A 26937-nucleotide genomic window follows, 5' to 3' on the forward strand; every position below is an offset into this window, starting at 1 on the left:
GTCAATGCTCGCGCCGGTGCGCTCGGACCGAGGGTAGCGAGGTGTCCGGCCGACATACCGGCCGGGTGGGCACTAATCGTCCCCGGCGCGCGACCGGTCGGTGGGGTCCTCGCCACGGTCCAGAGCGGTCCAGAGTGCGGTCGCCGCCTTCGCCTGCTGCTGTTGCGGGTCGGCCGGCGCCTCGTACCGCGCCGACATCACCTGCCACGTGTCCCCGCGCCAGACGATCAGCGCTCCGGCCAGCAGCACGAGCAGGCCGCATGCCGCGGTCAACGCCGGCCACAGGGAGGACGTCGCGATCCGCGGCACAACCGCGGCAGCATTCACGGTCGGGTGATGGGCCGTGACCAGGTCGCGGGCCCGCTGGGTCCCGACGGCGCCGGAGGACGCCGCCGCCCGCCACACCAGTCCCGCTCCGACCACGGCCAGCACCGCGCCGACGCCGCGCCGCGCAACGCCGCGGGTGGCCAGGACGGCCACGACGCCGGCCAGCGCAACCAACGCGAGCGCCGTGGGCGCCGCGTCCACCGTCCGTCCCGACAGGTGCAGCACGTCGTCGTGCGACGGCGCCGGCCTGGGCGTGATCACCGTCTGCCAGGTGCGCACCGCCACGAGCAACGCGCCGCCCGCGCCGAGCAGCTGCAGCAGCAGGGCCACGGCGAACGGCCGGTACCTGTTCACGTCACCGTGCGCAGCGTCTCGGCGGTCGCGATCGCCTGCAGGACGGCGCGCGCCTTGTTGCGCGTCTCCTGTTCCTCGTTCTCGGGGATGCTGTCGGCGACGACGCCGGCGGCGGCCTGCACGTAGGCCTTGCCGGCGCGCATCACGGCGGTGCGGATGGCGATCGCGACGTCCAGATCGCCGGCCGCGTCGAGGTAGCCGACCGCGCCTCCGTAGATGTTGCGACGGACGGGCTCGAGCTCCTCGATCAACTCCATCGCCCGCACCTTGGGTGCGCCCGTGAGCGTGCCGGCCGGGAACGTCGCGACCAGCACGTCGAAGGCATCCTTGCCCTCGGCCACTTCGGACTCCACGGTCGAGACGATGTGCCACACGTGGCTGTACCGCTCGACGGCACCGAACTCGACCACGTGGACCGAACCGGGCGCCGATACGCGTCCGAGGTCGTTGCGGGCCAGGTCGACGAGCATCACGTGCTCCGCCTGCTCCTTGGGATCGCTGACCAGCTCGGCCGCCAGGGCGGCGTCCTGTTCGGCCGTCTCACCACGGCGGCGGGTACCGGCGATCGGGTGCAGAACGGCGCGGCCGTCCTTCACGGTCACCAGCGCCTCTGGGCTGCAGCCGACGATGTCGACGTCGGCGGTGCGCAGGAAGTACATGTAGGGCGACGGGTTCAGCGTGCGCAGTACGCGGTAGACGTCCAGCGGGTCGGCGTCCGTCTCGGCCACGAACCGCTGCCCGACCTGGATCTGGAAGACCTCGCCGGCCCGTACCGCCTCGAGCGCCTGCTCGACCGCAGGCTGGTACTGCCCGGCCGGCGTGCGCGAGCTGGCTTCCTTGGGCGGCGCGACGCCGATCGTCGCCACCGTCGGGTCCGACGGCGTCGCGAGTGCGGCTTGCATGGCGTCGAGGCGGCGCAGCGCGTCGGCGTAGGCGTCGTCGAGCTCGACCCCGGTCATGGCCGGATGCAGCAACGCGTTGGCGATCAGGACGACGGTGCATTCATGGTGATCGACGGCGGCCAGGTCGGTGACCAGCAGCATCGTGAGTTCCGGCAGACCGAGCTCGTCGACGGCCAGGTCCTTCAGCCGCTCGATCCGCCGTACCACGTCGTAGCCGAGGTAGCCGACGAAGCCACCGGTCAGCGGAGGCAGGCCCGGCAGCCGAGGGCCCTTCACCGCGCGCCAGGCCGCACCGAGGTCGGCCAACGGGTCTCCCGTTGTCGTCAATCCCGGTGGGACGTCGCCGGTCCATGACGTCTCCCCGTCAAGCACCGACAGGCACGCGGCCGCGTTCACGCCGACGAAAGACCAGCGGGAGAACGAGGCGCCGGGCTCGGCCGACTCGAGCAGGAACGTGCCCGGACGTCCGGCGGCGAGCTTGCGGTAGACGCCGACCGGTGTCTCGTCGTCGGCGAACAGCGTGCGGGTGATCGGCACCAGGCGGTGCGTCGCGGCCAACCGCTCGAGATCGGCGCGACCGATCGGGACGCTGTTCATTGCGAAACCGGCAGCGGGTCGGCGTCGAAGCAGGTGCGGTCGCCCGTGTGGCAGGCCGGGCCCACCTGGTCGACCCGCACGAGCAGCGCGTCGCCGTCGCAGTCCAGCGCGACGGACTTGACGTACTGCGCGTGCCCGGAGGTCTCGCCCTTGACCCAATAGGACTGACGGGACCGCGACCAGTAGGTCGCCCGGCCCGTTGTCAGCGTGCGGTGCAGCGCCTCGTCGTCCATCCAGCCGACCATCAGCACCTCGCCGGTGTCGTGCTGCTGCACGACCGCGGCCACCAGACCGGCGGAGTCGCGCTTGAGGCGCGCGCCGACGGACGGGTCGAGATCGGACGGATCGTTCGGCGGCATGCCGTCGATTGTGCCGAACGGCGCCTAACCGGCCGCCGGAAGCCACACCGTGACGGTGCTGCCAGCTTCCACACTGCTGTCGAAGCGCACCGAGCCACCGTGCGCCTGGACGATCGCCGCGACGATCGACATCCCGAGCCCGGAACCACCGCGGGCCCGCGTACGCGCCTTGTCGGCCCGCCAGAAACGCTCGAAGACGCGGGCGGCCTGGTCGGGCGGCAGCCCGGGACCCCCGTCGGCCACGGTGATGACCACCCCGCCGGCGTCGGTCGACGCGGCGACCCGGATCGGGCGCCCCGGAGCCGTGTGCACGGCAGCGTTGGTCACCAGGTTGCGCACGACGCGGACCAGCTGGTCGCGGTCACCGACCACTGCCGGCACGGCGCCGATCGTCATGGAGATGTCCCGCTCGGGGAACGCGGCCCGCGAGCCCCCCACTGCGTCGTCGAGGACGTCGGGGATGTCGAGCAGCTCCTGAGGGATGGGGACGGCCTCGTCGGCATCTCCGCGCGCGAGAAGCAGGAGATCGTCGACCAGGCGGGACATCCGGGTGCCCTCGGACTCGATGCGGTCGAGGTTGTCGGCGTGGGAGTCCCCGGCCGCGCGCTGCATGCGCGACAGCTCGGCGTAACCGCGGATGGACGTCAGCGGCGTGCGCAGCTCGTGCGACGCGTCGGCGAGGAACTGCCGCATCCGCTGCTCGCTCTCCAGCCGCGCGCCGAACTGGGTCTCGACTGCGGCGAGCAGGGTGTTCATGGATTCGGCGAGCTGGCCGACCTCGGTGCCCTCCTCGACGACTGGGACGCGACGGTCGAGACCGGCGCCGGTCGGCGACAGCTCGGCGGCGACCTCCTGCGCCGTGCCGGTGACGCGGTACAGGTTGCGCAAACTCCGCCGCACACCCCAGGTGGTGGCTACGAAGGCGACCGCGATCGCCGCTACGCCGATCACCACCTCGAGGGTCACCAGGCGGCTCAATGTGCGCTGTTCCTCGTCCGTCGACAGCCCGATGACCGCGACCGCTTGCTCCTCCGAGCCGTCAGGATCGCTGGCCACTGCGCTGCGGGTGATGACGCGAAGGCTCTTGCCGTCGGCTGTGCGGATAGTGGTCGTCGCACCTTCGCTGAGGCCCACGAGCGCTTTGCTGTCGCCGGCGGACAGCCGGAGCGACTCGACCCCGGTGTCCATCGGATACGCGAGAAGGCTCCCTTTCGGCGACAAGGCCACAGCCCACACTTCCTGAGCACGAAGTGTGGCGCCGGCCTGAGGTCCGCCGCCGTTGAACAGCGTCCGCAATGACCCGCTCGCCGTGCTCTGCAGCTGCTGGTCGAGCCGCGAGGTGAGGAACGACTTGAGCGCGAAGTAAGTGCAGCCACCCACAGCCGCAACGAGGACGACAACCAACGCCACGACGCCGAGCACGAGCCGAGAGGTCAGCGACCGCAGCCAGAGCCGCGGTCGGCGCGGCACCGGCTCGAGAACCTCCTCGGAAGCCGACGTGGGCGGTGGCCCCGCAGGGTCGGCCTGCGGGGCCACCTGATGCGGCACGTACTCGAGGGGAGCGCTCATGGAACAGCGCTCACGTGCGCGGTGCCTTGATGACGTAGCCCGCGCCGCGGATCGTATGGATCAGCTTGGGCTCGACGTTGTCGACCTTCTTGCGCAGATAACCGATGTACAGCTCGACGATGTTCGACTGGCCCTGGAAGTCGTACTTCCAGACCCGGTCGAGGATCTGGGTCTTCGACAGCACGACCCGCTCGTTGCGCATGAGGTAGCGAAGCAGCTCGAACTCGGTGGCAGTTAGGTGCACCTCGACGCCGGCGCGAGTGACCTCGTGGCTGTTCTCGTCCAGCTCGAGATCGGCGACCTTCAGCACGCCGTCCCGACCACCGTCCGGCGCCGAACGCCGCAGGACCGCGTGCACCCGGGCGAGCAGCTCCTCGATGCTGAACGGCTTCACGACGTAGTCGTCGGCGCCGGCCCGCAGCCCCACGATCCGGTCACTGGCGGCGTCGCGCGCGGTCAGGAAGATGACCGGCACCTGCGATCCCGCGGCCCGTAGATTCTGCAACACGCCGAGGCCGTCCATGCCCGGCATCATCACGTCGAGCACGACTAGATCGGGATCGGTCTCGGCCACCTTCGCCAGCGCGGACGTGCCGCTGTCGGCGGTGACGGTCTCGAATCCGTCGAAGCGCAGCGCCGATGACACGAGGTGGGTGACGTTCTCTTCGTCGTCGACGACGAGGACCCGCCGCTTGGTCGTGCTGGAAGTTGTCACAGTTGCCGCACTCATTCCGCTGTCACCCCGAGGTGTCGTCCGTGATTTCGCTGTGCTGATTCTGAGCATCGCGGCTGGGTGAACATTGGGTGCCAGCTGTGAGCAGCGTAGGCGCGCCTGGGCCGGACAGCTAGACGGCGGACCTGTCCTTGGTGCCCGGTCGGCGTCGGCCGACTGAGCGCGCCGACGTGGGGGTGGCGTCGGGCCCGGGCGCCGAGCCCGCGGGCAGGGAGGCTTTGCGCCGGCTCGGGCGGGATCGACCGACGTGCGTCCACGAGTCCGGCGCGGCGGCGAAGCACAGAGCGATGAGAGCGGCCACGCCGACTATCACCGACACCGTCCGGCCGCCCTTCGTGTTGTCGAGGACGAACGCCACCGCGGTGACCAGCACGGCGAGCTGGACGAGGACGAACGGCCAGCGCCGCCGCCCGTTGAGCATCCACAGCAGCACGACGATCAAGACGATGAACAACGCGAGGGCGATGATGCCGGCGAAGAGCTCGCCGCGCGCGGAATTGGTGATGTCCGGCGGGACGACGCGATGGAAACCGCCGTGCACGATGAACATGACCGCATAGATCGCCAGGAACGGCAGCGGGGCGGTCCCGGCGGCCACGGCGCCGACCACGGACGGCGGCGTCTCGCGCACCTCGTCGTCGTCTCGCATGCGAAAACCTTACGCTTCAGCGCACCGGAAGCCCGTGGGCGCGCAAGTCGGCCTTGACGTCCCCGACGGTCAGGTCGCCGAAATGGAACACGCTCGCCGCGAGTACGGCGTCGGCGCCGGCCGCGATCGCCGGGGCGAAGTGGTCCAGTGCGCCGGCCCCGCCGCTGGCGATGACCGGCACGTCGACCGCCGCCCGGACGAGCCGGATCAGCTCGAGGTCGTACCCGTCCTTCGTGCCGTCGGCATCCATCGAGTTGAGCAGGATCTCGCCCGCACCGAGCTCAGCGGCCCGCCGGACCCAGTCCACGGCGTCGACACCGGTGCCGCGCCGGCCGCCGTGCGTGGTGACCTCGAAGCCGGTCGCGGTAGGCGCGCCGCCGTCGGGCACCCGCCGGGCGTCGGCGGACAGCACGAGCACCTGGTTGCCGAACCGGCGGGCGATCTCGGCGATCAGCTCGGGGCGGGCGATGGCTGCTGTGTTCACCCCGATCTTGTCGGCACCGGCGCGCAACAGCGCGTCGACGTCGTCCACGGTGCGGATGCCGCCACCGACCGTGAGCGGGATGAAGACCTGCTCGGCGGTGCGCCGCACGACGTCATAGGTGGTCTCCCGACCGGCCGACGACGCGGTGATGTCGAGGAACGTGAGCTCGTCGGCGCCCTGCGCGTCGTAGCGGCGGGCGAGCTCGACCGGGTCACCCGCGTCGCGCAGCCCCGCGAAGTTGACGCCCTTGACCACGCGGCCGGCGTCGACGTCGAGGCACGGGATGACGCGGACGGCGAGGGACACCGCGTCAGTCTGCCAAGCGGCCCTGAGGCGTACGGGGCCGGCTCACCTCACGGCGGCGAGCGCCTCGGGCAGCGTGAACTGGCCCGCGTACAGGGCCTTGCCGACGATGGCGCCTTCGACGCCGACCTCGGTGAGGTGGGCGATGGCCCGCAGGTCGTCCAGGGACGACACTCCCCCACTGGCGACGACCGGCGCATCGGTGCGGGCGCACACGTCCCGCAGCAGCTGCAGGTTCGGGCCGGTGAGCGTGCCGTCCTTGTGGACGTCGGTCACGACGTAGCGGGCGCACCCGTCGGCATCGAGGCGGGCCAGGGTCTGCCAGATGTCGCCGCCCTCCTGGGTCCAACCCCGGGCGGCGAGGGTCGTGCCACGCACGTCCAGCCCGACCGCGATCTTGTCCCCGTGCCGGGCGATCGCCGCGCGGACCCAATCGGGCGATTCCAGCGCCGCCGTGCCCAGGTTGACGCGGGCGGCCCCGGTGGCCAGCGCGGCCTCGAGGGACGCGTCGTCGCGAATGCCGCCGGACAGCTCGACCGCCACGTCCAGGCGTTTGACGACGGCCGCGAGCAGATCGCGGTTGTCGCCCCGCCCGAAGGCCGCGTCGAGGTCGACGAGATGCACCCATTCGGCGCCGTCGCGCTGCCAGGCGAGCGCCGCGTCGACCGGGTCGCCGTAGGACGTCTCGGTGCCGGCCGCGCCCTGCACCAGCCGCACCGCCGCCCCGTCGGCGACGTCAACAGCAGGGAGCAGCACCAAGCTCATTTATGACTCCGATCGAAGAACAACAGAACGAGCACCGGCGAGCCGACGACGAAGACCAGTCCGGTGCCGAGCACCGCGCCCCACGAGCGAGTGACCAGATAGGCGACCATCATCGACAGCAGGACGAGGGTGGCCAGCGCCCCCCACGTCTCGCGCCGGCGCCGGAATCCGGGACCGTGCTGCCACAGTCGCACGCGCCGCCAGGCGAGCGCGCGCCGCTCCCGCCGGGCCCGGGCCGCCGCCGCCTTCGCCTGGTCGGCCGAGCGGGCCGCCGCCCGCTCGGCGACCTCGCGCTGCCGCTCGGCCCGCGCGACCTGCCGCGCCTTGCTCATTTCCTCTGGCTCATACGGTCTGCAGCCAGTTCTCGAGCAGCGCGGCGCCGGCATCGCCCGACTTCTCCGGGTGGAACTGGGTCGCGCTGACCGGCCCGCGCTCGACGGCCGCGACGAACGGTTCGCCGTGCTCGGCCGACGTGACCAGCCCCTCGGTGTCGTGCACGGCGTACGAGTGGACGAAGTAGAACCGCGTGTCGGCGTCCAGGCCCGCGAACAAGCGCGAGCCCTCGGCCGCGGACACGGTGTTCCAGCCCATGTGCGGCAGGATCGGAGCGGCCAGCCGCTCGACCCGCCCGGGCAGCACGCCCAGCCCCTCGGATTCGACCCCGTGCTCGATCCCCCGGTCGAAGAGCACCTGCATCCCGACGCAGATGCCCAGCACCGGGCGGTCGGCCGCCACCCGCTCGTCGACGACCCGCTTCGCGTCCACCTCGGACAGGCCGGCCATGCAGGCCGCGAAGGCACCGACCCCGGGAACCACCAGGCCGTCGGCCCCAGCCGCCGCCGACGGATCGGCGGTCACCTTGACGTCGGCGCCCACTCGTTCGAGCGCGCGCTGGGCCGAGCGGAGGTTGCCCGAGCCGTAGTCGAGGACGACTACACGCTTCACCGGGCATGGCCCGACGTGTGGAAACCACGGACCGGCCTCGCCCGCGAAATCGCGAAGCGATTTAGTGGGGTGGTCATAGAACACCTTTGGTCGACGGCACACCCTTCACGCGCGGGTCGAGTTCGACGGCGACGCGCAGCGCGCGGGCCACTGCCTTGTACTGCGCCTCCGTCACGTGGTGCCAGTCGCGGCCGGCGTGCACGGTGACGTGCAGGGCGATCGCGGCGTGGTAGACGAATGACTCGAAGACGTGCCGGGTCAGTGTCGTGGCGTAGTCGGGGCCGATGGTGGGCGGAGCGCCGGCCGGCTCGTTGTGCACGAGGTAGGGGCGGCCGGACAGGTCGACGGCCGCCTGCACGAGGCATTCGTCCATCGGGATGACCGCGTCGCCGAAGCGCCGGGTGCCCGCCTTGTCGCCGGCGGCCTGCGCGAACGCCTGACCGAGGGCGATGGCGGTGTCCTCGACCGTGTGGTGCGCGTCGATGTGCACGTCACCCGCGACCTGGACCGTGAGATCGAACAGGCCGTGCTTGCCGAACGAGGTCAGCATGTGGTCGTAGAAGCCGACGCCGGTGGAGACGTCGGTGCGCCCGGTTCCGTCGAGGTCGATCTCGACGAGCACCTTCGTCTCGTTCGTCTGCCGCTCGACCCGTCCAGTTCTAGCCATTGCGAACCTCTTCCAGTGCACGGCGGAAGGCCGTCATCTCGTCCGGCGTGCCGATGGACACGCGCAGCCAGCCGTCCGGGCCAGTTTCCCGGATGAGGATCCCGCGGTCGAGCAACCCCTGCCACACGGCATGGCGGTCGGCAAACGTGCCGAACAGGACGAAGTTCGCATCGGAGTCGGCCGCCTGCAGCCCGATCCCCCGCAGCCAGGCGACTGTGCGGTCCCGCTCGGCCCGTAACTCGTCCACCGCGGCGAGCAGCTCGGCGGCGTTGGCCAGCGCGGCGCGGGCGGCGGCCTGGGTGATCGCGGACAGGTGGTACGGCAGGCGGACGATGCGCACCGCGTCCACCACCGCCGGCGATGCGGCCAGGTAGCCGAGCCGGCCGCCGGCCAGCGCGAAGGCCTTCGACATCGTCCGGATGACGACGAGGCGCGGGAAGGCGGGCAGCAGGCTCAGGGCGCTCGGGACGCCGGCGCGGCGGAACTCGCCGTACGCCTCGTCGATCACCACCATCCCGGGCGCGACGTCGGCGATCGTTTCGATGTCGGCCAGCGAGAGCGCGGTGCCGGTGGGGTTGTTCGGCGAGGCCAGCAGCACCACGGAAGGCTCGTGCTTTTCAAGCACCTCGAGCACCTGGGCCAGGTCCAGCCCGAAGTCCTCGGCCCGGCGGCCGGCGACCCAGTCGGTGTGGGTGTCGCGGGCGTACTCGGGATACATCGAATACGTCGGTGCGAAGGACACCGTTGTGCGGCCGGGACCGCCGAAGGCCTGCAGCAGCTGCAGCATGATCTCGTTCGAGCCGTTGGCCGCCCAGACCTGGTCGGCCCCGAGTTCGACGCCCCCGTCAGCGGTCAGGTAGGCGGCGAGGTCGGCCCGCAGGGCGAGCGCGTCGCGGTCGGGGTAGCGGTTCAGGGAGCGAGCGGCGTCGGCGACGGCCGCCGCTATCTGGGCGACGACGTGCTCGCTCGGCGGGTACGGGTTCTCGTTGACGTTCAGGGCGACCGGCACGTCCAATTGCGGCGCTCCGTAGGGCGACTCGCCGCGCAGTTCCTCACGCAGCGGCAGGCCGGCCAACGTCCAGTCGGTGCTCACCGGATCCGCGCGGCGACGGCCGCGCCATGGGCCGGCAGGTCCTCGGCCTCGGCGAGCGCGATGACGTGCGGGGCCACCTCGGCCAGCGCGCCGGCGTCGTACTCGACGAGGTGCACGCCCTTGAGGAACGACTGCACCGACAGGCCGGACGCGTGCCGCGCCGTGCACCCGGTGGGCAGGACGTGGTTCGAGCCAGCGCAGTAGTCGCCCAGCGAGACCGGCGCGTGCGGCCCGACGAAGATGCAGCCCGCGTTGCGCACCCGTTCGGCCCAGCGGCGCGCGTCGGCCGTGATGACCTCGAGGTGCTCGGCGGCGTAGGCGTCGACGACGGCGAGCCCCTGCTCCAGATCGCGCACCACCACGGTCGCCGACTGCTCACCGGACAGGGCGGTGCGCACGCGCTCGCTGTGCTTGGTCAGCGCGACCTGGCGCTCGACCTCGACATCGACCGCATCGGCCAGCGCGACGGAGTCGGTGACCAGGACGGAGGCGGCGAGGGTGTCATGCTCGGCCTGGCTGATGAGGTCGGCCGCCACGTGAACCGGATCGGCCGTCGCGTCAGCGAGGACGGCGATCTCGGTCGGGCCGGCCTCGGCGTCGATGCCGACGACGCCGCGCACGAGTCGCTTGGCCGCGGCGACGTAGACATTGCCGGGCCCGGTGATCACGTCGACCGGTTCGATGCCGGCCGCGGCGTCGCCGTAAGCGGCCAGCGCAATCGCTTGGGCACCGCCGACGGCATAGACCTCGTCGACCTCGAGCAGTGCACAGGCGGCCAGGATGGTCGGGTGCGGCAGGCCGCCGAACTCCTTCTGGGCCGGCGAGAAGACGGCGACGGATTCGACGCCGGCGACCTGGGCCGGCACCACGTTCATCACCACGCTCGACGGGTAGACGGCGAGGCCCCCGGGCACGTAGAGCCCGACTCGGTGCACGGCGATCCACCGCTCCGTGACGGTGCCGCCGGGCACGACCTGCACCTCGACGGTCTGCCGGCGCTGCTCTTCGTGCACGATGCGGGCCCGGCGGATGGACTCGGTGAGTGCCGCACGGACTGCGGGGTCGAGGCGGTCGAGCGCGTCGCGCAGCGCGGTGGCGGTTACCCGAGGCTCGGCGACGTCCACCCCGTCGAAGCGCAGCGTGGCCGCACGCACGGCCGGGTAGCCGCGGGCGGCGACGTCCTCGACCAAGGGAGTGACGACCTCGAGCGCGGAATGCACGTCGACCCGCGCGCGGGGCAGAGCCCGGCGCAGGTCGGCGGACCCGGCGGAAGTCAGATCGAGGCGGCGCAGCACATGGCCGAGTTTACGGGGATCCGGTCGAGCGGTTTGCCGTCGCGGCGTCGACGCGGGCGGGCCGCGGCTAACGTTGCGGCGTGGCCGAGCTGATCCCGCTGTTCCCGCTCAGCCACGTCCTGTTGCCCGGCATGCCGCTGCCGCTGCACATCTTCGAGCAGCGCTACCGGGATCTGCTGGTCGATCTCGACCAGGCCGGCGGCACCGCGTCCTTCGGGGTGGTGGCCCTCCGGTCCGGTACGGAGACACTCGCCGGCGCGGAGTCCGCGAGCGGCCCGGACGTGGAGGAGGTCGGGACGATCGCCGAGATCCTCGAGGTCGAGACGGCCGAGGACGGCACATCGGACCTGCTGTCAGTGGGCAGCCGGCGCTTCCGCATCGAGTCGTTGGTGCCGGACGGGAAGGCCTATCTGCGGGCCGAGATCAGCTATCTGGACGAGGACGACGGCGCCCTCACCGCCGAGCAGGCCATCCGGGCCCGCGAGCTGATCGAGGTGTACGACGCCATGCTCACCCGGCTGTCCGGCCGGGCCACCGGCGCCGAGCTACCGACCGATGCCAACCAGCTCTCCTACCAGATAGCGGCCCGCCTTCCGCTTCCGCCCGACGAGCGGCAGGCGCTGCTCACCGATGCAACCACGGCCGAGCGGTTGGTGCGCCTTCGCCGGCTACTGCGGCGGGAGATCGCTCTGCTGCAAGGCACCCGGAGCATCGCCGTATCCCCCGCCGTACTGCGCATCGTCACCGGCACGAACTGAGACCCGTTCGCGGACGGGGTCGTCGCGGCCGAGGTCGTCGCGGGCGGCGAACGCGACGAACAGTCCGTAGACGAGTGCGGCGACGGCCGGTTCGACCAAGGCGAGTCCGCGCATGTGCAGAGAGAGCGGGATGTGGGCGATGGTGGTGCCGGGCTTGCCGTGGACGGTGCCGTCGCTGACGAGATGCCCGATCCACGCGGTGAGCACCGCTCCGACGAAGCCGCCGACGCACAGCGCCAGCTGGATCAGCGGACCGCGGTTGCGAGGGCGGACGGCCCAGGCGAACAGCGCAGCCAGCAGTCCCGTCGACGCGACGATCACGAGATAGCGGCCGTCGGCACCGGCCATCGTCTCGACCTCGTCGAACGGGTAGAGCTTGCCCGGCGCGATGACGTACGCCCGCTGCTGAGGGCCGCTCCACGCCTTCCAGAGCAGGCCGAGAACCGCTCCGAGAACGGAGAGGGTGAGCAGGAGGATGCCGGCGACGCGCAGGTCCTCGACGACCTCCGGCTCGCCGGACTCAGACCGGGCCAAGGCCCCGGCCCAGCAGCATGTGCAGTTCGTCGAGTCGAGCCTTCGGCACCGCGCGGTCGATGTCGAAGTCGCGCAGCCGGGTCAAGGTCGCCTTGCGCCGCTTGCCGACCAGCCGGAAGGCGAGTAGTGGCAGCGTCCAGGTGTGTGACGGCAGCCCGACCCGGCGCAGTTCCATGAGCACGTCGCCCTTCGTATCGGACACGAGTGCCCGCAGCCGTTGCTCGATGGGCCCGTACCGGTCTGCGGCGGTCAACCGCCGCAGGATGGCGCGCAGGCCGGCCCGGACGACGAGCACCACGAGGGCCAAGATGACGAGGACGACGGCCAGGAAGGTCGAGCCGAGCACCCACTGGCCGACCGCCGCCAGGGCGAGGATGACGCCAGCGACGAACAGCAGGGTGTTGCCGACCGACTCACCGATCGAGCGGCCGACCAGGTAGCGAGCCAGGGCCCAGCGACTGACCGCGGAGCCCTGGGCGAACTCGCCGACGTCGTCGGCCGACATCCACACCTCGTCACCGGACGAGCGGCCGGGCGGCTCGTCGGGCAGGGCAGGCAGCATGCCGTCGAGATTACCGGCGCGCTTCGGCGCGCCATTTCCGGTTGACCATTGCATTCTGACCCGAATACTCTGATTGAAGTATTCGAGAAAGGGAAAAAATGGCCCGGAGGCGCGTCAGCAATCCCCTTGCGCTCGCCGTGCTGTCCTGCCTGGCCGAGCGGCCGATGCATCCCTACGAGATCTCGACGACGCTGCGCAGCCGCGGCAAGGAGGACAGCATCAAGCTCAACTACGGCTCGCTGTACGCCGTCGTCGAGTCCCTGCAGAAACACGCGCTGATCACCGCGCGAGAGACGACCCGGGAAGGCCGCCGACCCGAGCGGACCGTGTACGAGATCACCGAGGCCGGCCTGGCCGAGCTCGAGGACTGGCTGTCGGAGCTGTTGGCGACTCCGGTGCGTGAATTCACCTCCCTCGAAGCCGGCCTCTCGCTCATGCCCGGGCTGCCGCCGGACGACGTGGCGCTGCTGTTGGCCAAGCGGGCCGAACGGCTGCGGGTCGAGCTGCGGACGCTGGACGCCAGCCACGCCGAGGCCGAGCAGATGCAGCTTCCCGAACTGTTCCTGGTCGAGAGCCGGTTCCGGCACGCGATGCTGACCGCGGAGCTCGAATTCGTCACCCGCCTCGCCGAGGGCATCCAGGGCAGCTCGATGGCCGGTGTCAAGGCCTGGCGCAAAATGCACGAGCTGCGCGCCGGCGGGCTGACCGTCGAGGAGATCCTGGCTGACCCGGTTCGCCACCTGGGAGAGGAGGGCCCCGCCCTGCAGCCACCCAGCAGTTAGCGAAACCCGCTGGATCCTCCCGTCCGGTGCGTGAACACCAACGACAGGACCCAGCGGGCCATTACACCCGAGCCGGGAGGCGAGTCCCGCCCGAGGCGCACTCATACGATAAGCGCTCGCGACCCCGGCTCCTTCTCGAAGGAGACCCCTGTGTCTGCACCAACCCCTGAGATGGCCCTCCTGGCCGTCGATCTCGTCAAGACCTATCCCGGTGGGCGTGGCGCTGCGCCGGTGCGCGCGCTCGACGGCTTGAGCGTGGAAGTCGCCGCAGGCGCCGTCGTCGCCCTGCTCGGGCGCAACGGCGCCGGCAAGTCGACCGCGGTCAAGATCCTGACCACCCTCGCCCGGCCGGACTCCGGCCAGGCCTGGGTCGCCGGCATCGACGCCCTGCGTGACGCGGCGAGCGCGGATGCCGTCCGGCGATCGATCGGCCTCGTCTCGCAGAAGGCGTCGAGCGACCCGATGGCGACGGGACGGGAGAACCTCGTGCTGGCCGGCCGGATCCAAGGGTTGTCCCGCTCGGCCGCCGCGGCGCGGGCCGGTGAACTGCTGGCCCGCTTCGACCTCGACGGAGCCGGCGACCGATTGGCCGAGACGTACTCCGGCGGCATGGCCCGCAAGCTCGATGTCGCGATCGGCCTGGTGCACGGGCCGCGGGTGCTGTTCCTGGACGAACCGACCACCGGGCTCGACCCGGAGGCCCGCGGGCAGATGTGGGCCGAGATCGCGCGACTGTCCGCCGAGGAGCGGACGACCGTGCTGCTGACCACGCACTACCTCGAGGAGGCCGACCGGCTGGCCGACCGGGTGGTGATCGTGGACGCCGGCCGGGTCGTCGTCGAAGGCGCACCCGAGGAACTGAAGAGCGAGCTGCGCGGCGACACCGTGCAGGTCGAACTCACCACTGCGTCGGCCGCGGCCCTATTCGCCCTCGACCGGCTACCCGGCCTGCGCGAGGCCAGTGCCGACGGAACCCGCCTGCGCGCGCGGGCCGACAGCGGCGCCCGAGCAGTCCCCGCCGTTCTCGCCGCGCTCGACGAGGTCGGGGCCGAGGTCGCGTCCGTCACCGTCGCCCGACCGTCGCTGGACGACGTCTACCTGCGGCACGTCGGGCGCGCGTTCCAGGAGGTGGCGGCGTGACCAGATCCGCGTCGGTCCTTCCCGCCCCGTCGACGGTGACGTCGACGGGCTCGACGGCGCGACGCCGCCGGGCCGCGGCCCAGGCGTGGCGACACTCCGGCTTCCTGACGGCACGGGCGGTGCGGACCCTCCTGCGCCAGCCGGCCTTCGCCGCCATCACCCTCGTCCAGCCGGTGCTCTGGTTGCTGCTGTTCGGCCAGCTGTTCCGCAACGTCGTCCATATCCCGGGTTTCTCGTCGGCATCCGGTTCCTACCTGGAATTCATCACGCCCGGCGTCGTCGTCATGACCGCGCTGTTCTCCAGCGGCTGGGCCGGCACGGTGTTCATCGAGGACATGAACCGCGGCGTCATGGACCGGCTGCTCGCTTCCCCGGTCCGGCGCGGCGCGATGATCGTCGGCACGCTGGCCTACCAGTCGCTGACCACGGTGGTGCAGACGCTGATCGTCTTCGGCATCGCGTACCTGTCCGGAGCCCGCTTCGACGGCGGTGCCGTCGGGGTACTGGTGACGCTGCTCGCCGCCTGCCTGATCTCGGTGGTGATCGCCTCCTTCTCCAACGCGATCGCGCTGCTCGTCCGTCAGCAGGAGGCGCTCATCGGGATCAGCCAGTTCATCGTGCTGCCGCTGCAGTTCCTGTCCTCGGCGATCATGGACACCCGGGTGGCTCCGGCGTGGGTGCGCCACGTCGCGCGGTACAACCCGGTCGACTGGGCCTGCACCGCCGCCCGCTCGGCACTGTCGGCCGATCCCGACTGGGGAGCGATCCTGCCGCGGCTGGCCTTGCTGGCCGGCCTGGCGATCACCATGGCCGAGCTCGCCACCCGTGCGTTCCGCAGCTACCAGCGGTCGTTGTGAGCGCGTCGGGGCCGCCCGGCGAGCGCGGTCCGCAGGGCGGGTGACACGCGCCGGACCACCTCGTCGACGGGCATGGAGGCGAGGGGTTCGACGCCGATGATGTAACGGGCGATCACCAGGCCGGCGATCTGGCTCATCGCGAGCGAGGCCCGGTGCCGGGCGTCCGCCCCGCCGAGCCGGTCGGCGATGCGGGGGATCATCTCCCGCTCCATCATTTCGCGGAACGCGCGCGCGACCTCCGCTTCGCGCAACGCGGCCTCGAGGAACGTCCGTAGGGAGCCGGAGCTGTCCGGGCCGTCCCAGGCGGACAGGACAGCCCGCACGAGTCGATCGGGCAGCGACTCGAGCGGGCCGTCGAGTTCGCGCACGAGGATCTCGGCCGGGTTGGCCGCGAGAGCCATCGCAGCGCCGAACAGCCCGCGCTTCGACCCGAAGTGATAGCTGATCAGCGCCGAATCGACGCCGGCCTCCTCGGCCACCCCGCGCATCGTGACCCCGTCATACCCGACGGCCAGGAAGCGCCGCCGCGCGACGGCGAGGATGTCGCTGCGGGTCTCCGTCCGCCCGGCCGGTCGGCCCCGGCCGCGGGTTTTATTCATCATCGTTGAAATGTAGCGGGCAGCGCGGCAGCCTTCAATTCACCACCGATGAATTGAAGGAGTCCGAGTCCGATGAGTACGCACCTGAACACGCCGGCCGACGCGGTCGCCGGCGCCGGCGCCGCGACGGTCAACCACCGCGCGGTTCTCGCCGTGACCTGCGTGGCGTTGGCGACCGTCGTATCGGCCGTGGCGTCGCTGAATGTCGCGATCCCCTCGATCGCTCGCGACACCCACGCCAGCCAGACGCAGCTGTCCTGGATGGTCGACGCCTACGCCCTGGTGTTCGCCGCCCTGCTCCTGCCGGCCGGCGCGCTGGGTGACCGCTACGGCCGGCGCCGGGCGCTGCTGGCCGGCCTGTCCGTCTTCGGCGCCGGCTCGATCGCCGCCATGGCCTACTCCGACGCCCGCTGGCTGATCGGCATGCGGGCGGTGCTCGGCCTCGGCGCCGCGCTCGTGATGCCCGCGACGCTGTCGACGATCACCAGCACGTTCCCCGATGCTCAGCGCACCCGCGCGGTGGGCACCTGGGCCGGCGTCGCCGGCGGCTCGGCCGTCCTCGGCCTGCTGACCTCGGGGCTGGTCCTCGAACAGTGGTCCTGGCGCTCGGTGTTCGCCGTCAACGTCGTGCTCGCGGTCATCGCTGTCGTCGGAACCCTTCGGGTGATTCCGGAATCGGCCGACCCGGACGCTCCCGCCGTGGACTGGACGGGCGCTGCCCTGTCGGTGGTCGGTCTCGGGGCGCTCGTGTATTCGATCATCGAGGCGCCCACTGCGGGGTGGGCCAGCGCCCAGACACTCGTCGGTCTGGCCGCGAGCTTCGTCCTGCTGGCCGGCTTCATCGGCTGGGAACTGCAGGCCGATCAGCCGCTGCTCGACCCGCGGCTGTTCGTCCATCGCGCCTTCGCCGCCGGCACGCTGTCCATCACGCTGCAGTTCTTCGCCTTCTTCGGCTTCATCTTCCTGGTCCTGCAGTATCTGCAACTCGTCCTCGACGACCGCCCGCTCATCGCCGCCCTGAGCCTGATCCCGATGGCGCTGGGCATGATGCCGAGTGCTCGCCTGCTGGCGCCCAAGCTCGCTGCGCAGGTCGGCACGGCTCCCACGTGCGCGCTCGGACTTCTCGTCGCCGCCGCGGCGTTCGGTTGGCTCGCCACGCTGGACGCGTCGAGTTCCTACTGGGTGTTGCTGATCGGCATAGTGCCGCTCGGCGCCGGGATGGGCCTGGCGATGACTCCGGCCACGGCGGCGGTCACCGATGCGCTGCCCAAGGACAAGCAGGGCGTCGGTTCGGCGATGAACGACCTGGCCCGCGAACTCGGCGGCGCGCTCGGCATCGCCGTGCTGGGCAGCATCCTGCAGTCGGCCTACCGCGACCACCTGTCCGTGGCCGGCCTGCCGCCGGCCGCGGCCGGCAAGGCTCGCGAGTCGTTGGCGCTGGCCTCCCGGCTCGGCCCGCGCGTCGCGCACAACGCCGAGGCGGCGTTCGTCGACGGCATGCAATACGCGCTGCTCGGCGGCGCCGCGGCAGTGCTCGTGGCCGCGATCGGCGTGCTGGCCCTGTACCGCCGCGGCCGCTGAGCCGACCCGCCCAGCCGGGGCCGGCCGGTCGCGAGAGCTGGGTTCATGGTCTAGACTCAGAACTGTGGATGACGCACTGCGGGTGGTCAGCGAGCGGTGGGCCCTGCTCATCGTGCGCGAGGTCTCCCTCGGCCGGCGTCGCTTCGACGAACTGCAGGCCGCTACCGGAGCCCCGCGCGCGGTACTGGCCGACCGGCTGCGCCGCCTGGTCGAGACCGGAATTCTCGACACCCGCAACTATCGCGCGCCCGGCAGTCGCGGACGCTCGGAGTACGTCCTCACGCCGGCGGGGGTCGACCTGCTCCCCCTCCAGGCCGCGCTCGCGCAGTGGAGCGACCGCCACGCCGCGCGGGCCGATGTGCCGCGCCTGGACTACCGGCACGTGGCCTGCGGCGGCCGGGTGAGCGCAGTCCTGGTCTGCGAGTGCGGCCAGCACGTCAGCCCGCATGCCGAGCTCATCGCGCAGATCAACAACTGACCACCACCCAACCCTGAGGAGAATCCGATGTCCGTTCCGGAAACCACCGACGCCGCCTTCGCGACCGACGTGCTCGCAGCCACGCAGCCCGTCCTCATCGACTTCACCGCAGCCTGGTGCGGCCCGTGCCGGATGATCGCGCCCGTGCTCGCGCAGATCGCTGACGAGGAGCGCGACCGGCTCAAGGTCGTCTCGCTCGATGTCGACAGCAACCCCGAGACGACCCGTCGCTACGGGGTGATGAGCATGCCGACGCTGGCCCTGTTCGTCGACGGCCAGATCGTCAAGCAGATCGTCGGTGCCCGCCCGCGGGCCGCGATCCTGCGTGAGCTCGAGCCGTACCTGCCCGTCCGCGCGTAACGGTCCGCCGCCCACCTCGCGAGTTGTCCGTGCCTCGCCACGTCATGGCGTGGCGAAGCACGGACAACTTCGGAAAGCGCGACGACCGCGGTCAGGTCGAGACGGCGGCCGGCCCGAGCAGCGCCTTCAGGTCACCCATCAGCGCGGCCGACGGCGTGACCCGGTAGTCGATCACGACGTTGAGGTCGTTGCGACCCTGCAGGTGCAAGTGCACCTCGGTCGTCCCCGGGTGCGTGCTCAGCACGTCCTTGAGCCGGTCGACCAGCGGCGGCGTGCAGCGGGTCGCCTCGATCCGCACCCGGATCGGGCCGCGCGGCACCTCCGTCGTGTCGAGGACGGTGAGGTCGCTGGCGATCAGCTTGACCGTGTCCTCGCGCGCGTCGGTGCGTCCCTTCACCGCGACGACCGCGTCCTCGGCGATGTTCAGCGCGACCTGCGCGTAGGTGGCCGGGAAGAACATCACCTCGATGGACCCTTCGAGGTCCTCCAGCACAGCCTGGGCCCACGGCGCGCCGGCCTTGGTCACCCGCCGGTTCACCGAGGACAGGATGCCGGCCAGGGTCAGCGTCTGCGGCTCCCCCGCGCCTTCGGCCTGCGCCGACGCGACGGTGACGTCCGCCGCGCCGCTCAGGATGTGCTCGAGCCCGAACAACGGGTGGTCGGACACGTACAGCCCGAGCATCTCGCGCTCGAACTGGAGCAGTACCTTCTTGTCCCACTCGCCGTCGGGGACGCGGACCGCGAACACGTCGTCGTCGGGCGCGGCCTCGCCCATCGAGCCGAAAAGGTCGAACTGGCCGATGGCCTCGGCCCGCTTGGTGTCGAGCACGGCGTCGACCGCGGCTTCGTACACGTTGATCAGTCCGCGCCGGCTGTGCCCGAGCGAGTCGAACGCGCCACCCTTGATCAGGCCCTCGATGGTCCGCTTGTTGCAGACGACGGCGTCGACCTTCTTCAGGAAGTCCCCGACGTCGGCGAACGCGCCCTTCGCCTTGCGGGTCGCCACGATCGAGGCGACGACGTTGGCCCCGACGTTGCGGATCGCGGTCAACCCGAAGCGGATGTCGGTGCCGGTGGGCGTGAAGTCGGCATCGGACTCGTTGACGCAGGGCGGCAGGACCTTGATGCCCATCCGGCGGCACTCGGCCAGGTAGATCGCCGACTTGTCCTTGTCGTCGCGCACGCTGGTCAGCAGCGCGGCCATGTACTCGGCCGGGTAGTTGGCCTTGAGATAGCCCGTCCAGTAGGCGATCATGCCGTATGCCGCCGAGTGCGCCTTGTTGAACGCGTAGTCGGAGAACGGCAGCAGGATGTCCCACAGCGTCTCGATCGCACCGGCCGAGTAGCCCTTGTCGGCCATGCCGCCGGAGAACTTCTCGTACTGCGCGTCGAGTTCGGCCTTCTTCTTCTTGCCCATCGCGCGGCGCAACAGGTCGGCCGCGCCGAGGGAATAGCCGGCGACGTGCTGCGCGATCGCCATGACCTGTTCTTGATAGATGATCAACCCGTAGGTGTCGCCCAGGAGGTCCTGCAAGGCCTCGGCGAGTTCCGGGTGTATCGGCGTGACCTCTTTGCGGCCCGTCTTGCGGTCGGCGTACTCGTTGTGCGAGTTGGCGCCCATCGGCCCGGGGCGGTACAGCGCGATGACCGCGGAGATGTCCTCGAAGTTGTCCGGGCGCATCGACCGGAGCAGCGCCCGCAGGGGGCCGCCGTCCAGCTGGAAGACCCCGAGCGTGTCGCCACGGGCAAGCAGGTCGTAGGTCGGCTGGTCGTCGAGCGGGAGTTCCTCGAGGACGATGTCCTCGCCGCGGTTGGCCTTGATGTTGCGGACGGCGTCGTCGAGCACGGTGAGGTTGCGCAGCCCGAGGAAGTCCATCTTCATCAGGCCGAGCTTCTCGCAGGTCGGGTAGTCGAACTGCGTGATCATGGCGCCGTCCTGCTCGCGCTTCATGATCGGGATCAGGTCGAGCAGCGGGTCCGACGACATGATCACGCCGGCGGCGTGCACGCCCCACTGCCGCTTCAGCCCTTCGAGCCCTTTCGCCTGGTCGACGACCTTCTTGACCTCGGGGTCGGCCTCGTAGAGGGCGCGGAACTCGCCGCCTTCCTTGTACCGCTCGTGGGTCGGATCGAAGATCTTGTTGAGCGGGACGTCCTTGCCCATGACGGGCGGCGGCATGACCTTGGTGACGCGCTCACCCATCGCGAACGGGTAGCCGAGGACCCGGGCGGCGTCCTTGACCGCCTGCTTGGCCTTGATCGTGCCGTAGGTGACGATCTGGGCCACCCGGTCGTCGCCGTACTTGTCGCTGACGTAGCGGATGACCTCACCGCGCCGGCGCTCGTCGAAGTCGACGTCGAAGTCGGGCATCGAGACGCGGTCGGGATTGAGGAACCGTTCGAAGATCAGGCCGTGCTCGAGCGGGTTGAGGTCGGTGATCCGCATCGCGTAGGCGACGACCGAGCCGGCGCCGGAGCCGCGGCCCGGCCCGACCCGGATCCCGTTGTCCTTGGCCCAGTTGATGAAGTCGGCGACCACGAGGAAGTAGCCGGGGAAGTTCATCTGGTTGATGACGTCGACCTCGTACGCCGCCTGGGTACGGATGTCGTCCGGGACGCCGTTCGGGAAGCGGCGGGCCAGGCCGGCCTCGACCTCTTTGGCGAACCACGAGCGTTCCGTCTCGCCCTCGGGGACCGGGAAGCGCGGCATGTAGGTGCCGTTGCCCTCAGTGAAGGAGACCTCGCACCGCTCGGCGATCAACAGCGTGTTGTCGCACGCCTCGCGCAGGTCGTACTTGTCGGCCCACAGCGAGCGCATCTCGGCCGGGCTCTTGACGTAGTAGCCGCCGCCTTCGAGCTTGAACCGCTTGGGGTCGGCCATCGTCTTGCCCGACTGGACGCAGAGCAGGATCTCGTGGGTGTCGGCGTCCTCGGCGTGGGTGTAGTGCAGGTCGTTCGTGGCGATCATCGGCATCTTCAGGTCGCGCGCCAGCTGCAGCAGGCCGTCGCGCACCCGGGCCTCGATGTCGAGACCATGGTCCATGAGCTCGATGAAGTAGTTGTCGCGCCCGAAGATGTCCTGGAACTCCGCCGCGCTCGCCCGGGCCTTGTCGTAGTCGCCGATGCGCAGCCAGGTCTGCACCTCACCGGACGGGCAGCCGGTGGTGGCGATGAGCCCGGCAGCGTACTGCGAGAGCAGTTCGCGGTCGGCGCGCGGCTTGTAGAAGAAGCCTTCGAGCGACGAGCGCGACGACAGCCGGAACAGATTGTGCATGCCCGCGGTGGACTCGGCGAGCAAGGTCATGTGGGTGAACGCCCCGCCGCCGGACACGTCGTCGCCACCACCGCCGGCCCAGCGCACCCGGGTCCGGTCGGACCGGTGCGTGCCGGGAGTGACGTAGGCCTCCATGCCGATGATCGGCTTGACCCCCGCCGCCGTGGCCTTGCTGTAGAAGTCGTAGGCACCGAAGACGTTGCCGTGGTCGGTCATGGCCAGCGCGGGCATCCCCATGCGCGCGGTCTCGGCGAACAGCTCGGGAAGTCGGGCGGCGCCGTCGAGCATCGAGTACTCGGTGTGGACGTGCAGATGCACGAACTGGTCGGCGTCGCCTGATCCCACGGTGAACTGTGCTCCTCTGTGCTCCTCTGCAGCGTGACCGATCGATTCTCACACTGCCCTACGACGACCCTCGGCGTGTCGGGCGGGCGTGTCTCTCGACTCCCCGTCGAGGGTTGTCTACCGGGGTCGGCAGGATGGGGGCATGCAGCTCGACGAGATCGTGGCGTCCGTCCGTCCGCGTCTCGACGGAGCCCTGATCGCCACCGACTTCGACGGGACGCTGTCGCACCTGGTGCCCGATCCGGAAAGCTCCCGGCCGGTCGGCGGCGCCATCGACGCATTCGGTGCGCTCGGCCGCCGCGGGGCCCACCTGGCCGTGATCACCGGACGGGACGCGGCCACCGTAGTGCGGCTCGCCGGCCTGGACGCCGTGCCCGCCTTGGTCGTCGCCGGGCTGTACGGGCTGGAGACCTGGACCGCCGGCCGGCTCACCACCCAGGACACCCCCGAGTCGGTCGAGCGGCTGCGCGAACGGCTACCGCTGATCCTGGCCGGCGCCGACCCCGCTGTCTGGGTGGAGGACAAGCGGCTGTCCCTCGTCGTCCACGCCCGCAAGGCGCAGGATCCGGCGGCCGCGCTGGCCGGGCTCGCTCCCGCCGTCTCGGCGCTCGCCGACGAGCTGGGGCTCAAGGTGCATCCGGGCAGCGACGTCCTCGAGCTACGGCTGCCCGGCTTCGACAAGGCCGGTGCGCTGGGCCGACTGGCCGACGGCCGCTCGACCGTCCTCTACGTCGGGGACGACCTGGGCGACATCCCCGCCTTCGCGGAGATTCGGCGGTTGCGCGACGCCGGGGTGACCGCCTACGGCGTTGCCGTGCGGTCGTCTGGTGTTCCCGAGGCCGTCGAGGCGGCTGATGCGGCGGTGGAAACGCCTGAGGACGTGGCCGCGCTGTTCCGGACACTCGCGACCGGCTAGCGCTCCGCGCATGATCGGGTCCCACCCCTGCGTGCTCTGGGCCGCCGGGATGGGAACTGATCAACGCGATTTCGGGCCGAGGGCCTCGAGCTGCGCCTCGAACCACGGGATCGGAGGCAGCCGCACCGCCGCGGTGCGCATCCGGTCGGCCCGTTCGGCCCGCTCGTCCGGCGGAAGCAGAAGCGCCTCGTGCAGAGCGGCCGCAGTCGCGCCGACGTCGAACGGGTTGACCGTGAAAGCGTCGTCGCCGAGGACCTCGGCCGCCCCGGTCTCGCGCGACAGCACGACGGCCGGGTTGCGCTCGGACAGCACGAGGCCCTCCAACACGACGAGGTTCATCCCGTCGCGCACCGAGTTGACGAAGACCACGTCACTGCGCCGCAGAATCGCCAGCGCGGCCGGATAGTCGTCGCCGATGTCGAACAGCAGCGGCGTCCAGTCCTCGGTGCCGAACTCGTCGTCGATCTCCTGGGCCAACCGCTCGATGCGCGCGGTGTACTCGCGGTAGGCCGGCAGGTCCTCTCGCGACGGGTTGTTGTAGACGGCGTGGACGACGCGGCCGTGCCATTCCGGCCGGGTACGAAGGAGCTCGCGGTAGGCCAGCAGGCCGCGCCAGACATTCTTCGACAGCTCCGTCCGGTCGACCCGCCCGATCACGGAACGATCGCCGACCACGTCGTGCAGGACGCGAAGCTCGCTGTCCACGCTGCGGCGCCCGGCGAGCTTGTGCATCTCGTCGGCGTCGGTGCCGAGCGGGAAGACCCGCACCCCGCTGGCCGTGGCTCCGGTGACGGCTTGGGCGGTGTCCCGGAACAGGCTGGCCCAGCGCTCGGTGTGGAAGCCGATGACGTCGGCGCCCAGCATCCCGTCAACGACCGCCGCCGCGATGTCGTCCGGCAGCGTCGTGAAGTACTCCGGGGTCACCCATGGGGTGTGGGTGAAGTGGCCGATCCGCACATCAGCTCGCAGCTCGCGCAGCATCCGCGGAACGAGGAACAGGTGATAGTCCTGCACCATCACGGCCGCGTCGGGCGCCGCCTCAGCGGCCAGCGCCTCGGCGAACGCGCGGTTGTACCGGACGTAGCTCGCCCACTGGCGGCGCCAGGCCGCGTCGAACGAGGGTGAGGTGGGCAGGTCGTACAGCTGGTGCAGGACGAACCACAGCGTCGAGTTGGCGACCCCGTTGTACGCGTTGCGGAAGGTCTGCGCGTCGATGGGCAGCATCCGCACGTCGAAATCGCCGTGCAGCGCGTCCGCGACCAGCGGCAGCTCCGAGACCCGGCCGTTGGGTGCCTGGCGGGCAAGGGCGCGCTCGCGCTCGTTGAGCGCGGCGCAGACCCAGACCGCCTCCGGGGTCGCCGACAGTGCCGCCTGCATGCCGCTGACCAGTCCGCCGCCGCCGCGACGTACCTCGTCGTCGCCGTCCTCGACGGCCACCACGGTGAGCGGTCCACGGTTGGAGGCGACGAGAAGTGGGGCACGGCCGGGCGCAGTCACGGGCAGTCACCTACCCACCAGCGTGGGGCCGCTCTCACGACTCGGCCCGTAGAGCGTCCAGAGCATGCCGCAGGTCGGCCGGGAAGGGTGAGCTGACCCGAACCGGCTCGCCCGTGCGGGGATGCGCGAACGCCAGCTCGCGCGCGTGGAGCCATTGGCGGGTGAGGCCGAGCCTTTTGGCGAACACCGGGTCCGCGCCGTAGGTGAGGTCCCCGACGCAGGGATGCCGGATCGCGGCCATGTGGACGCGGATCTGATGCGTGCGGCCGGTCTCGAGGTGGACGTCGAGCAACGTGGCCGAGCGGAACGCCTCGTCGGTCTCGTAGTGCGTGACGCTGGGCCGGCCGCCCGCGACGACGGCGTACTTGTAGTCGGCCGTGGGATGCCGGTCGATAGGCGCGTCGATGGTGCCCCTGGTCGGATCCGGATGGCCCTGGACGAGGGCGCTGTACCGCTTGTCGACCGTGCGTTCCTTGAACGCGCGCTTGAGCTGCGTGTAGGCGTGCTCGCTCTTGGCCACCGCCATGACCCCGGTGGTGCCCACGTCCAACCGGTGCACGATGCCCTGGCGCTCGGCCGCGCCGGACGTCGAGATCCGGTAACCCATCGCCGCCAGGCCCTGGATGACCGTCGGGCCGGTCCAGCCGGGGCTGGGATGCGCCGCGACGCCGAGGGGTTTGTCGACGACCACGACGTCGTCGTCGTCGTAGAGGACCATGAGCCCGTCGACCGGCGTGGGGTCGGGCGCCGGCCCGGTGTCGACCGCCGGCATGGTGACCTCCAGCCAGGACCCGCCGCGCACCTTCGCGCTGCGCGCCTGGGCGGCGCCGTCGACGCTGACGTTGCCGGCGTCGATCAGATCGGCGGCCGCGGTCCGCGAGAAGCCGAACAGGCGCGAGATCGCGACGTCCAACCGCAAGCCGTCGAGGCCGTCGGGGACCGGCAGGAGCCGCGGCTCGGTCATGTCCGGGCCGAGCGGCCGTCGAGGTCGATCCCGCGCAGCGCGAGAAGGGCGGCGAGGACAGCGCCGCAGACGATTGCGGAGTCGGCGATGTTGAAGATCGGCCAATGGGCGTCGAGGGGGCCGAACACGCTGATCCAGTCGACGACGTGCCCCCGCCCGAAGCCGGGCTCGCGGAAGATCCGGTCGCTGAGGTTGCCGAGCGCGCCGCCGAGCACCAGGCCGAGAGCGAGAGCCCAGCCGGTCGACCGCATCCGGCTCGCTGTCCGGACGATGACGACGACCACGGCGACCGCGACCGCGGTCAGGATCACCGTGAACCCGGTGCCCAGCGAGAAGGCGGCGCCGGAGTTGCGAGTTTGGTTCAGGTAGATCGCCCCGCCGAGGATCCGGACCGGCCGATGGCTCTGCGGCAGCTTCGCCACGACGAGCGCCTTCGACACGACGTCGAGGACCAACACGAGCACTGCCGTCAGCACGAACAGCACTACGCGCTTGGCGCGGGTCGGGAGTTCGGTCTGCGCAGGGGTGTCGGTGTCGTCCGGACTCACGAGGCGATCACCGAGCCATTGTCCCGTACACGGACCCGGCTCCGAGCAGCACTCCTAGCGACGCTCCTCGCGCTGCTTGCAGGCGACGTCGAGGGTGGCCGCGGGGAATGCCTTCAAGCGGGCCTTCGGGATCGGCTTGCCGCAGCTTTCGCAGAAGCCGTAGGTGCCCGAGTCGATCCGCTCGACGGCGTGCTGGATCTGCGTGATCAGATCGCGCCGGTTGGCCGCGATCGACTGCTCCTGCTCACGCTCGAAGGTCTTGCTGCCCGCGTCGGCCTGGTCGTCGCCGGCACCGTCGGTGCTCGAGCGCTGGAGGTTGTCGAGGTCGCGCATCGAGTCGTCGTACGCGCTGCGCATCTCGGTGAGCTCGTCGATGAGTTGCGTGCGGACGGCGGCCAGTTCCGCCTTGGTCCATTCCGAGCCGGTCGGGACGGCGACGTCCTGCGGCGAGGGAGCCGGCCGCGACGGCGTGGCCGCCGGTGCGGCCGTCTTCGTGGGCGACGGTCGTGGAGCCGGTGGCGGGGCCGGGACCTGTTTGACCGGGGCCGGCCGGGGCGCGGGCGCGGCCGTCTTGGCCGGAGCGGCCGTCTTGGCCGGAGCGGCCTTCTTGGCCGGAGCGGCCTTCTTGGCCGGAGCGGCCTTCTTGGCCGGAGCGGCCTTCTTGGCCGGAGCGGCCTTCTTGGCCGGAGCGGCCTTCTTG

General features: G+C 71.0%; 29 protein-coding genes. 8 read left to right on the plus strand and 21 right to left on the minus strand.

The window, feature by feature from the left end; translation table 11 throughout:
* Positions 1–72: 72 nt before the first annotated feature.
* The 13 genes from ABR571_RS03945 to hisD all read right to left on the minus strand — a co-directional run bounded on the left by ABR571_RS03945 (position 73) and on the right by hisD (position 11042).
* A complete protein-coding gene (locus ABR571_RS03945; RefSeq protein ID WP_409451887.1) occupies positions 73–681 on the minus strand; it encodes a Trp biosynthesis-associated membrane protein in 609 nt (202 codons plus the stop codon).
* Positions 678–2180 carry an anthranilate synthase component I gene (locus tag ABR571_RS03950; protein WP_409451888.1) on the minus strand — a complete coding sequence of 501 codons (1503 nt, stop codon included), beginning with the start codon at positions 2178–2180 and terminating at the stop codon, positions 678–680. The genes ABR571_RS03945 and ABR571_RS03950 overlap by 4 nt, the downstream gene beginning before the upstream one ends.
* Positions 2177–2539, minus strand: a complete 363-nt coding sequence (hisI, locus tag ABR571_RS03955; protein ID WP_409451889.1) for a phosphoribosyl-AMP cyclohydrolase — start codon at positions 2537–2539, stop codon at positions 2177–2179. Before hisI ends, ABR571_RS03950 begins: the two co-directional genes overlap by 4 nt.
* A gap of 24 nt (positions 2540–2563) precedes the next feature.
* On the minus strand, positions 2564–4108 hold the full coding sequence (locus ABR571_RS03960) for a sensor histidine kinase (RefSeq protein ID WP_409451890.1): 1545 nt from the start codon (positions 4106–4108) through the stop codon (positions 2564–2566).
* Positions 4109–4118: 10 nt separating this feature from the next.
* Positions 4119–4838, minus strand: coding sequence for a response regulator transcription factor (locus ABR571_RS03965; RefSeq protein WP_409451891.1), 720 nt, complete (start codon positions 4836–4838; stop codon positions 4119–4121).
* A 115-nt stretch (positions 4839–4953) separates the two neighbouring features.
* Positions 4954–5490: a hypothetical protein gene (locus tag ABR571_RS03970; protein WP_409451892.1), complete on the minus strand. Its 537-nt coding sequence runs from the start codon at positions 5488–5490 to the stop codon at positions 4954–4956.
* A 16-nt stretch (positions 5491–5506) separates the two neighbouring features.
* Positions 5507–6280: an imidazole glycerol phosphate synthase subunit HisF gene (gene hisF / locus ABR571_RS03975; protein ID WP_409451893.1), complete on the minus strand. Its 774-nt coding sequence runs from the start codon at positions 6278–6280 to the stop codon at positions 5507–5509.
* Between the two features lie 42 nt (positions 6281–6322).
* Complete coding sequence (gene priA / locus ABR571_RS03980; protein ID WP_409451894.1) at positions 6323–7042, minus strand: bifunctional 1-(5-phosphoribosyl)-5-((5-phosphoribosylamino)methylideneamino)imidazole-4-carboxamide isomerase/phosphoribosylanthranilate isomerase PriA; 720 nt, start codon at positions 7040–7042, stop codon at positions 6323–6325.
* A complete protein-coding gene (locus ABR571_RS03985; protein ID WP_409451895.1) occupies positions 7039–7374 on the minus strand; it encodes a hypothetical protein in 336 nt (111 codons plus the stop codon). Before ABR571_RS03985 ends, priA begins: the two co-directional genes overlap by 4 nt.
* A gap of 10 nt (positions 7375–7384) precedes the next feature.
* Positions 7385–7987, minus strand: a complete 603-nt coding sequence (gene hisH, locus ABR571_RS03990) for an imidazole glycerol phosphate synthase subunit HisH (RefSeq protein ID WP_409451896.1) — start codon at positions 7985–7987, stop codon at positions 7385–7387.
* Positions 7988–8060: 73 nt separating this feature from the next.
* Entirely contained in the window at positions 8061–8654 is a 594-nt protein-coding gene (hisB, locus tag ABR571_RS03995; protein WP_409451897.1) for an imidazoleglycerol-phosphate dehydratase HisB, read from the minus strand.
* Positions 8647–9747, minus strand: a complete 1101-nt coding sequence (locus ABR571_RS04000; RefSeq protein ID WP_409451898.1) for a histidinol-phosphate transaminase — start codon at positions 9745–9747, stop codon at positions 8647–8649. Before ABR571_RS04000 ends, hisB begins: the two co-directional genes overlap by 8 nt.
* Positions 9744–11042: a histidinol dehydrogenase gene (gene hisD / locus ABR571_RS04005; RefSeq protein WP_409451899.1), complete on the minus strand. Its 1299-nt coding sequence runs from the start codon at positions 11040–11042 to the stop codon at positions 9744–9746. The genes ABR571_RS04000 and hisD overlap by 4 nt, the downstream gene beginning before the upstream one ends.
* 80 nt (positions 11043–11122) lie before the next feature.
* On the opposite strand from hisD, the gene ABR571_RS04010 reads away from it, so the two are divergent.
* Entirely contained in the window at positions 11123–11800 is a 678-nt protein-coding gene (locus ABR571_RS04010) for an LON peptidase substrate-binding domain-containing protein (RefSeq protein WP_409451900.1), read from the plus strand.
* Here ABR571_RS04010 and ABR571_RS04015 read toward each other — a convergent pair.
* Both ABR571_RS04015 and ABR571_RS04020 read right to left on the minus strand, forming a co-directional pair.
* On the minus strand, positions 11711–12334 hold the full coding sequence (locus ABR571_RS04015) for a hypothetical protein (protein WP_409451901.1): 624 nt from the start codon (positions 12332–12334) through the stop codon (positions 11711–11713). The two genes, ABR571_RS04010 and ABR571_RS04015, sit on opposite strands and share 90 nt — an antisense overlap.
* Positions 12321–12896, minus strand: a complete 576-nt coding sequence (locus tag ABR571_RS04020) for a hypothetical protein (RefSeq protein ID WP_409451902.1) — start codon at positions 12894–12896, stop codon at positions 12321–12323. Before ABR571_RS04020 ends, ABR571_RS04015 begins: the two co-directional genes overlap by 14 nt.
* 98 nt (positions 12897–12994) lie before the next feature.
* Here ABR571_RS04020 and ABR571_RS04025 point away from each other — a divergent pair, with 98 nt between their 5' ends.
* From ABR571_RS04025 to ABR571_RS04035, 3 genes are all read left to right on the plus strand, one after another.
* Positions 12995–13678: a PadR family transcriptional regulator gene (locus ABR571_RS04025; RefSeq protein ID WP_409451903.1), complete on the plus strand. Its 684-nt coding sequence runs from the start codon at positions 12995–12997 to the stop codon at positions 13676–13678.
* A 171-nt stretch (positions 13679–13849) separates the two neighbouring features.
* Positions 13850–14818 (plus strand): ATP-binding cassette domain-containing protein, encoded by a 969-nt coding sequence (locus ABR571_RS04030; protein WP_409451915.1) that lies wholly within the window; start codon positions 13850–13852, stop codon positions 14816–14818.
* Positions 14815–15675 (plus strand): ABC transporter permease, encoded by an 861-nt coding sequence (locus ABR571_RS04035; protein WP_409451904.1) that lies wholly within the window; start codon positions 14815–14817, stop codon positions 15673–15675. The genes ABR571_RS04030 and ABR571_RS04035 overlap by 4 nt, the downstream gene beginning before the upstream one ends.
* Here ABR571_RS04035 and ABR571_RS04040 read toward each other — a convergent pair.
* On the minus strand, positions 15657–16277 hold the full coding sequence (locus ABR571_RS04040) for a TetR family transcriptional regulator (protein WP_409451905.1): 621 nt from the start codon (positions 16275–16277) through the stop codon (positions 15657–15659). The genes ABR571_RS04035 and ABR571_RS04040 overlap by 19 nt on opposite strands.
* 69 nt (positions 16278–16346) lie before the next feature.
* Here ABR571_RS04040 and ABR571_RS04045 point away from each other — a divergent pair, with 69 nt between their 5' ends.
* The 3 genes from ABR571_RS04045 to trxA all read left to right on the plus strand — a co-directional run bounded on the left by ABR571_RS04045 (position 16347) and on the right by trxA (position 18693).
* On the plus strand, positions 16347–17855 hold the full coding sequence (locus ABR571_RS04045; RefSeq protein ID WP_409451906.1) for an MFS transporter: 1509 nt from the start codon (positions 16347–16349) through the stop codon (positions 17853–17855).
* A 64-nt stretch (positions 17856–17919) separates the two neighbouring features.
* Positions 17920–18333, plus strand: a complete 414-nt coding sequence (locus ABR571_RS04050; protein WP_409451907.1) for a winged helix-turn-helix transcriptional regulator — start codon at positions 17920–17922, stop codon at positions 18331–18333.
* A gap of 27 nt (positions 18334–18360) precedes the next feature.
* Positions 18361–18693 (plus strand): thioredoxin, encoded by a 333-nt coding sequence (trxA, locus tag ABR571_RS04055; RefSeq protein WP_409451908.1) that lies wholly within the window; start codon positions 18361–18363, stop codon positions 18691–18693.
* Positions 18694–18784: 91 nt separating this feature from the next.
* Here the strand turns inward: trxA and dnaE are convergent, their stop codons facing one another.
* Positions 18785–22255, minus strand: a complete 3471-nt coding sequence (dnaE, locus tag ABR571_RS04060; RefSeq protein ID WP_409451916.1) for a DNA polymerase III subunit alpha — start codon at positions 22253–22255, stop codon at positions 18785–18787.
* Between the two features lie 199 nt (positions 22256–22454).
* Between dnaE and otsB the strand changes: the two genes are divergently transcribed.
* A complete protein-coding gene (otsB, locus tag ABR571_RS04065; protein ID WP_409451909.1) occupies positions 22455–23228 on the plus strand; it encodes a trehalose-phosphatase in 774 nt (257 codons plus the stop codon).
* 60 nt (positions 23229–23288) lie between these two features.
* On the opposite strand, the gene ABR571_RS04070 is transcribed toward otsB, so the two are convergent.
* From ABR571_RS04070 to ABR571_RS04085, 4 genes are all read right to left on the minus strand, one after another.
* Positions 23289–24725 (minus strand): trehalose-6-phosphate synthase, encoded by a 1437-nt coding sequence (locus ABR571_RS04070; RefSeq protein WP_409451910.1) that lies wholly within the window; start codon positions 24723–24725, stop codon positions 23289–23291.
* A 34-nt stretch (positions 24726–24759) separates the two neighbouring features.
* Complete coding sequence (locus ABR571_RS04075; RefSeq protein ID WP_409451911.1) at positions 24760–25689, minus strand: RluA family pseudouridine synthase; 930 nt, start codon at positions 25687–25689, stop codon at positions 24760–24762.
* On the minus strand, positions 25686–26237 hold the full coding sequence (gene lspA / locus ABR571_RS04080) for a signal peptidase II (protein WP_409451912.1): 552 nt from the start codon (positions 26235–26237) through the stop codon (positions 25686–25688). The genes ABR571_RS04075 and lspA overlap by 4 nt, the downstream gene beginning before the upstream one ends.
* Before the next feature lie 54 nt (positions 26238–26291).
* The coding region (locus tag ABR571_RS04085) for a TraR/DksA family transcriptional regulator (protein ID WP_409451913.1) at positions 26292–26937 on the minus strand (646 nt) is incomplete at its 5' end.

Source organism: Jatrophihabitans sp. (assembly GCF_046262535.1).
Lineage (GTDB): Bacteria > Actinomycetota > Actinomycetes > Mycobacteriales > Jatrophihabitantaceae > Jatrophihabitans.

Excerpts from the sequence above, each read along its gene's own strand:
- ABR571_RS03950 (WP_409451888.1), bottom strand. The coding sequence starts at position 2,180 with ATGAACAGCGTCCCGATCGGTCGCGCCGATCTCGAGCGGTTGGCCGCG.
- hisI (WP_409451889.1), bottom strand. The coding sequence starts at position 2,539 with ATGCCGCCGAACGATCCGTCCGATCTCGACCCGTCCGTCGGCGCGCGC.
- ABR571_RS03960 (WP_409451890.1), bottom strand. The coding sequence starts at position 4,108 with ATGAGCGCTCCCCTCGAGTACGTGCCGCATCAGGTGGCCCCGCAGGCC.
- ABR571_RS03965 (WP_409451891.1), bottom strand. The coding sequence starts at position 4,838 with ATGAGTGCGGCAACTGTGACAACTTCCAGCACGACCAAGCGGCGGGTC.
- ABR571_RS03970 (WP_409451892.1), bottom strand. The coding sequence starts at position 5,490 with ATGCGAGACGACGACGAGGTGCGCGAGACGCCGCCGTCCGTGGTCGGC.
- priA (WP_409451894.1), bottom strand. The coding sequence starts at position 7,042 with ATGAGCTTGGTGCTGCTCCCTGCTGTTGACGTCGCCGACGGGGCGGCG.
- ABR571_RS03985 (WP_409451895.1), bottom strand. The coding sequence starts at position 7,374 with ATGAGCAAGGCGCGGCAGGTCGCGCGGGCCGAGCGGCAGCGCGAGGTC.
- hisB (WP_409451897.1), bottom strand. The coding sequence starts at position 8,654 with ATGGCTAGAACTGGACGGGTCGAGCGGCAGACGAACGAGACGAAGGTG.
- ABR571_RS04020 (WP_409451902.1), bottom strand. The coding sequence starts at position 12,896 with ATGCTGCCTGCCCTGCCCGACGAGCCGCCCGGCCGCTCGTCCGGTGAC.
- ABR571_RS04025 (WP_409451903.1), top strand. The coding sequence starts at position 12,995 with ATGGCCCGGAGGCGCGTCAGCAATCCCCTTGCGCTCGCCGTGCTGTCC.
- ABR571_RS04030 (WP_409451915.1), top strand. The coding sequence starts at position 13,850 with ATGGCCCTCCTGGCCGTCGATCTCGTCAAGACCTATCCCGGTGGGCGT.
- ABR571_RS04040 (WP_409451905.1), bottom strand. The coding sequence starts at position 16,277 with ATGATGAATAAAACCCGCGGCCGGGGCCGACCGGCCGGGCGGACGGAG.
- ABR571_RS04045 (WP_409451906.1), top strand. The coding sequence starts at position 16,347 with ATGAGTACGCACCTGAACACGCCGGCCGACGCGGTCGCCGGCGCCGGC.
- trxA (WP_409451908.1), top strand. The coding sequence starts at position 18,361 with ATGTCCGTTCCGGAAACCACCGACGCCGCCTTCGCGACCGACGTGCTC.
- dnaE (WP_409451916.1), bottom strand. The coding sequence starts at position 22,255 with ATGCTCGACGGCGCCGCCCGACTTCCCGAGCTGTTCGCCGAGACCGCG.
- otsB (WP_409451909.1), top strand. The coding sequence starts at position 22,455 with ATGCAGCTCGACGAGATCGTGGCGTCCGTCCGTCCGCGTCTCGACGGA.
- ABR571_RS04075 (WP_409451911.1), bottom strand. The coding sequence starts at position 25,689 with ATGACCGAGCCGCGGCTCCTGCCGGTCCCCGACGGCCTCGACGGCTTG.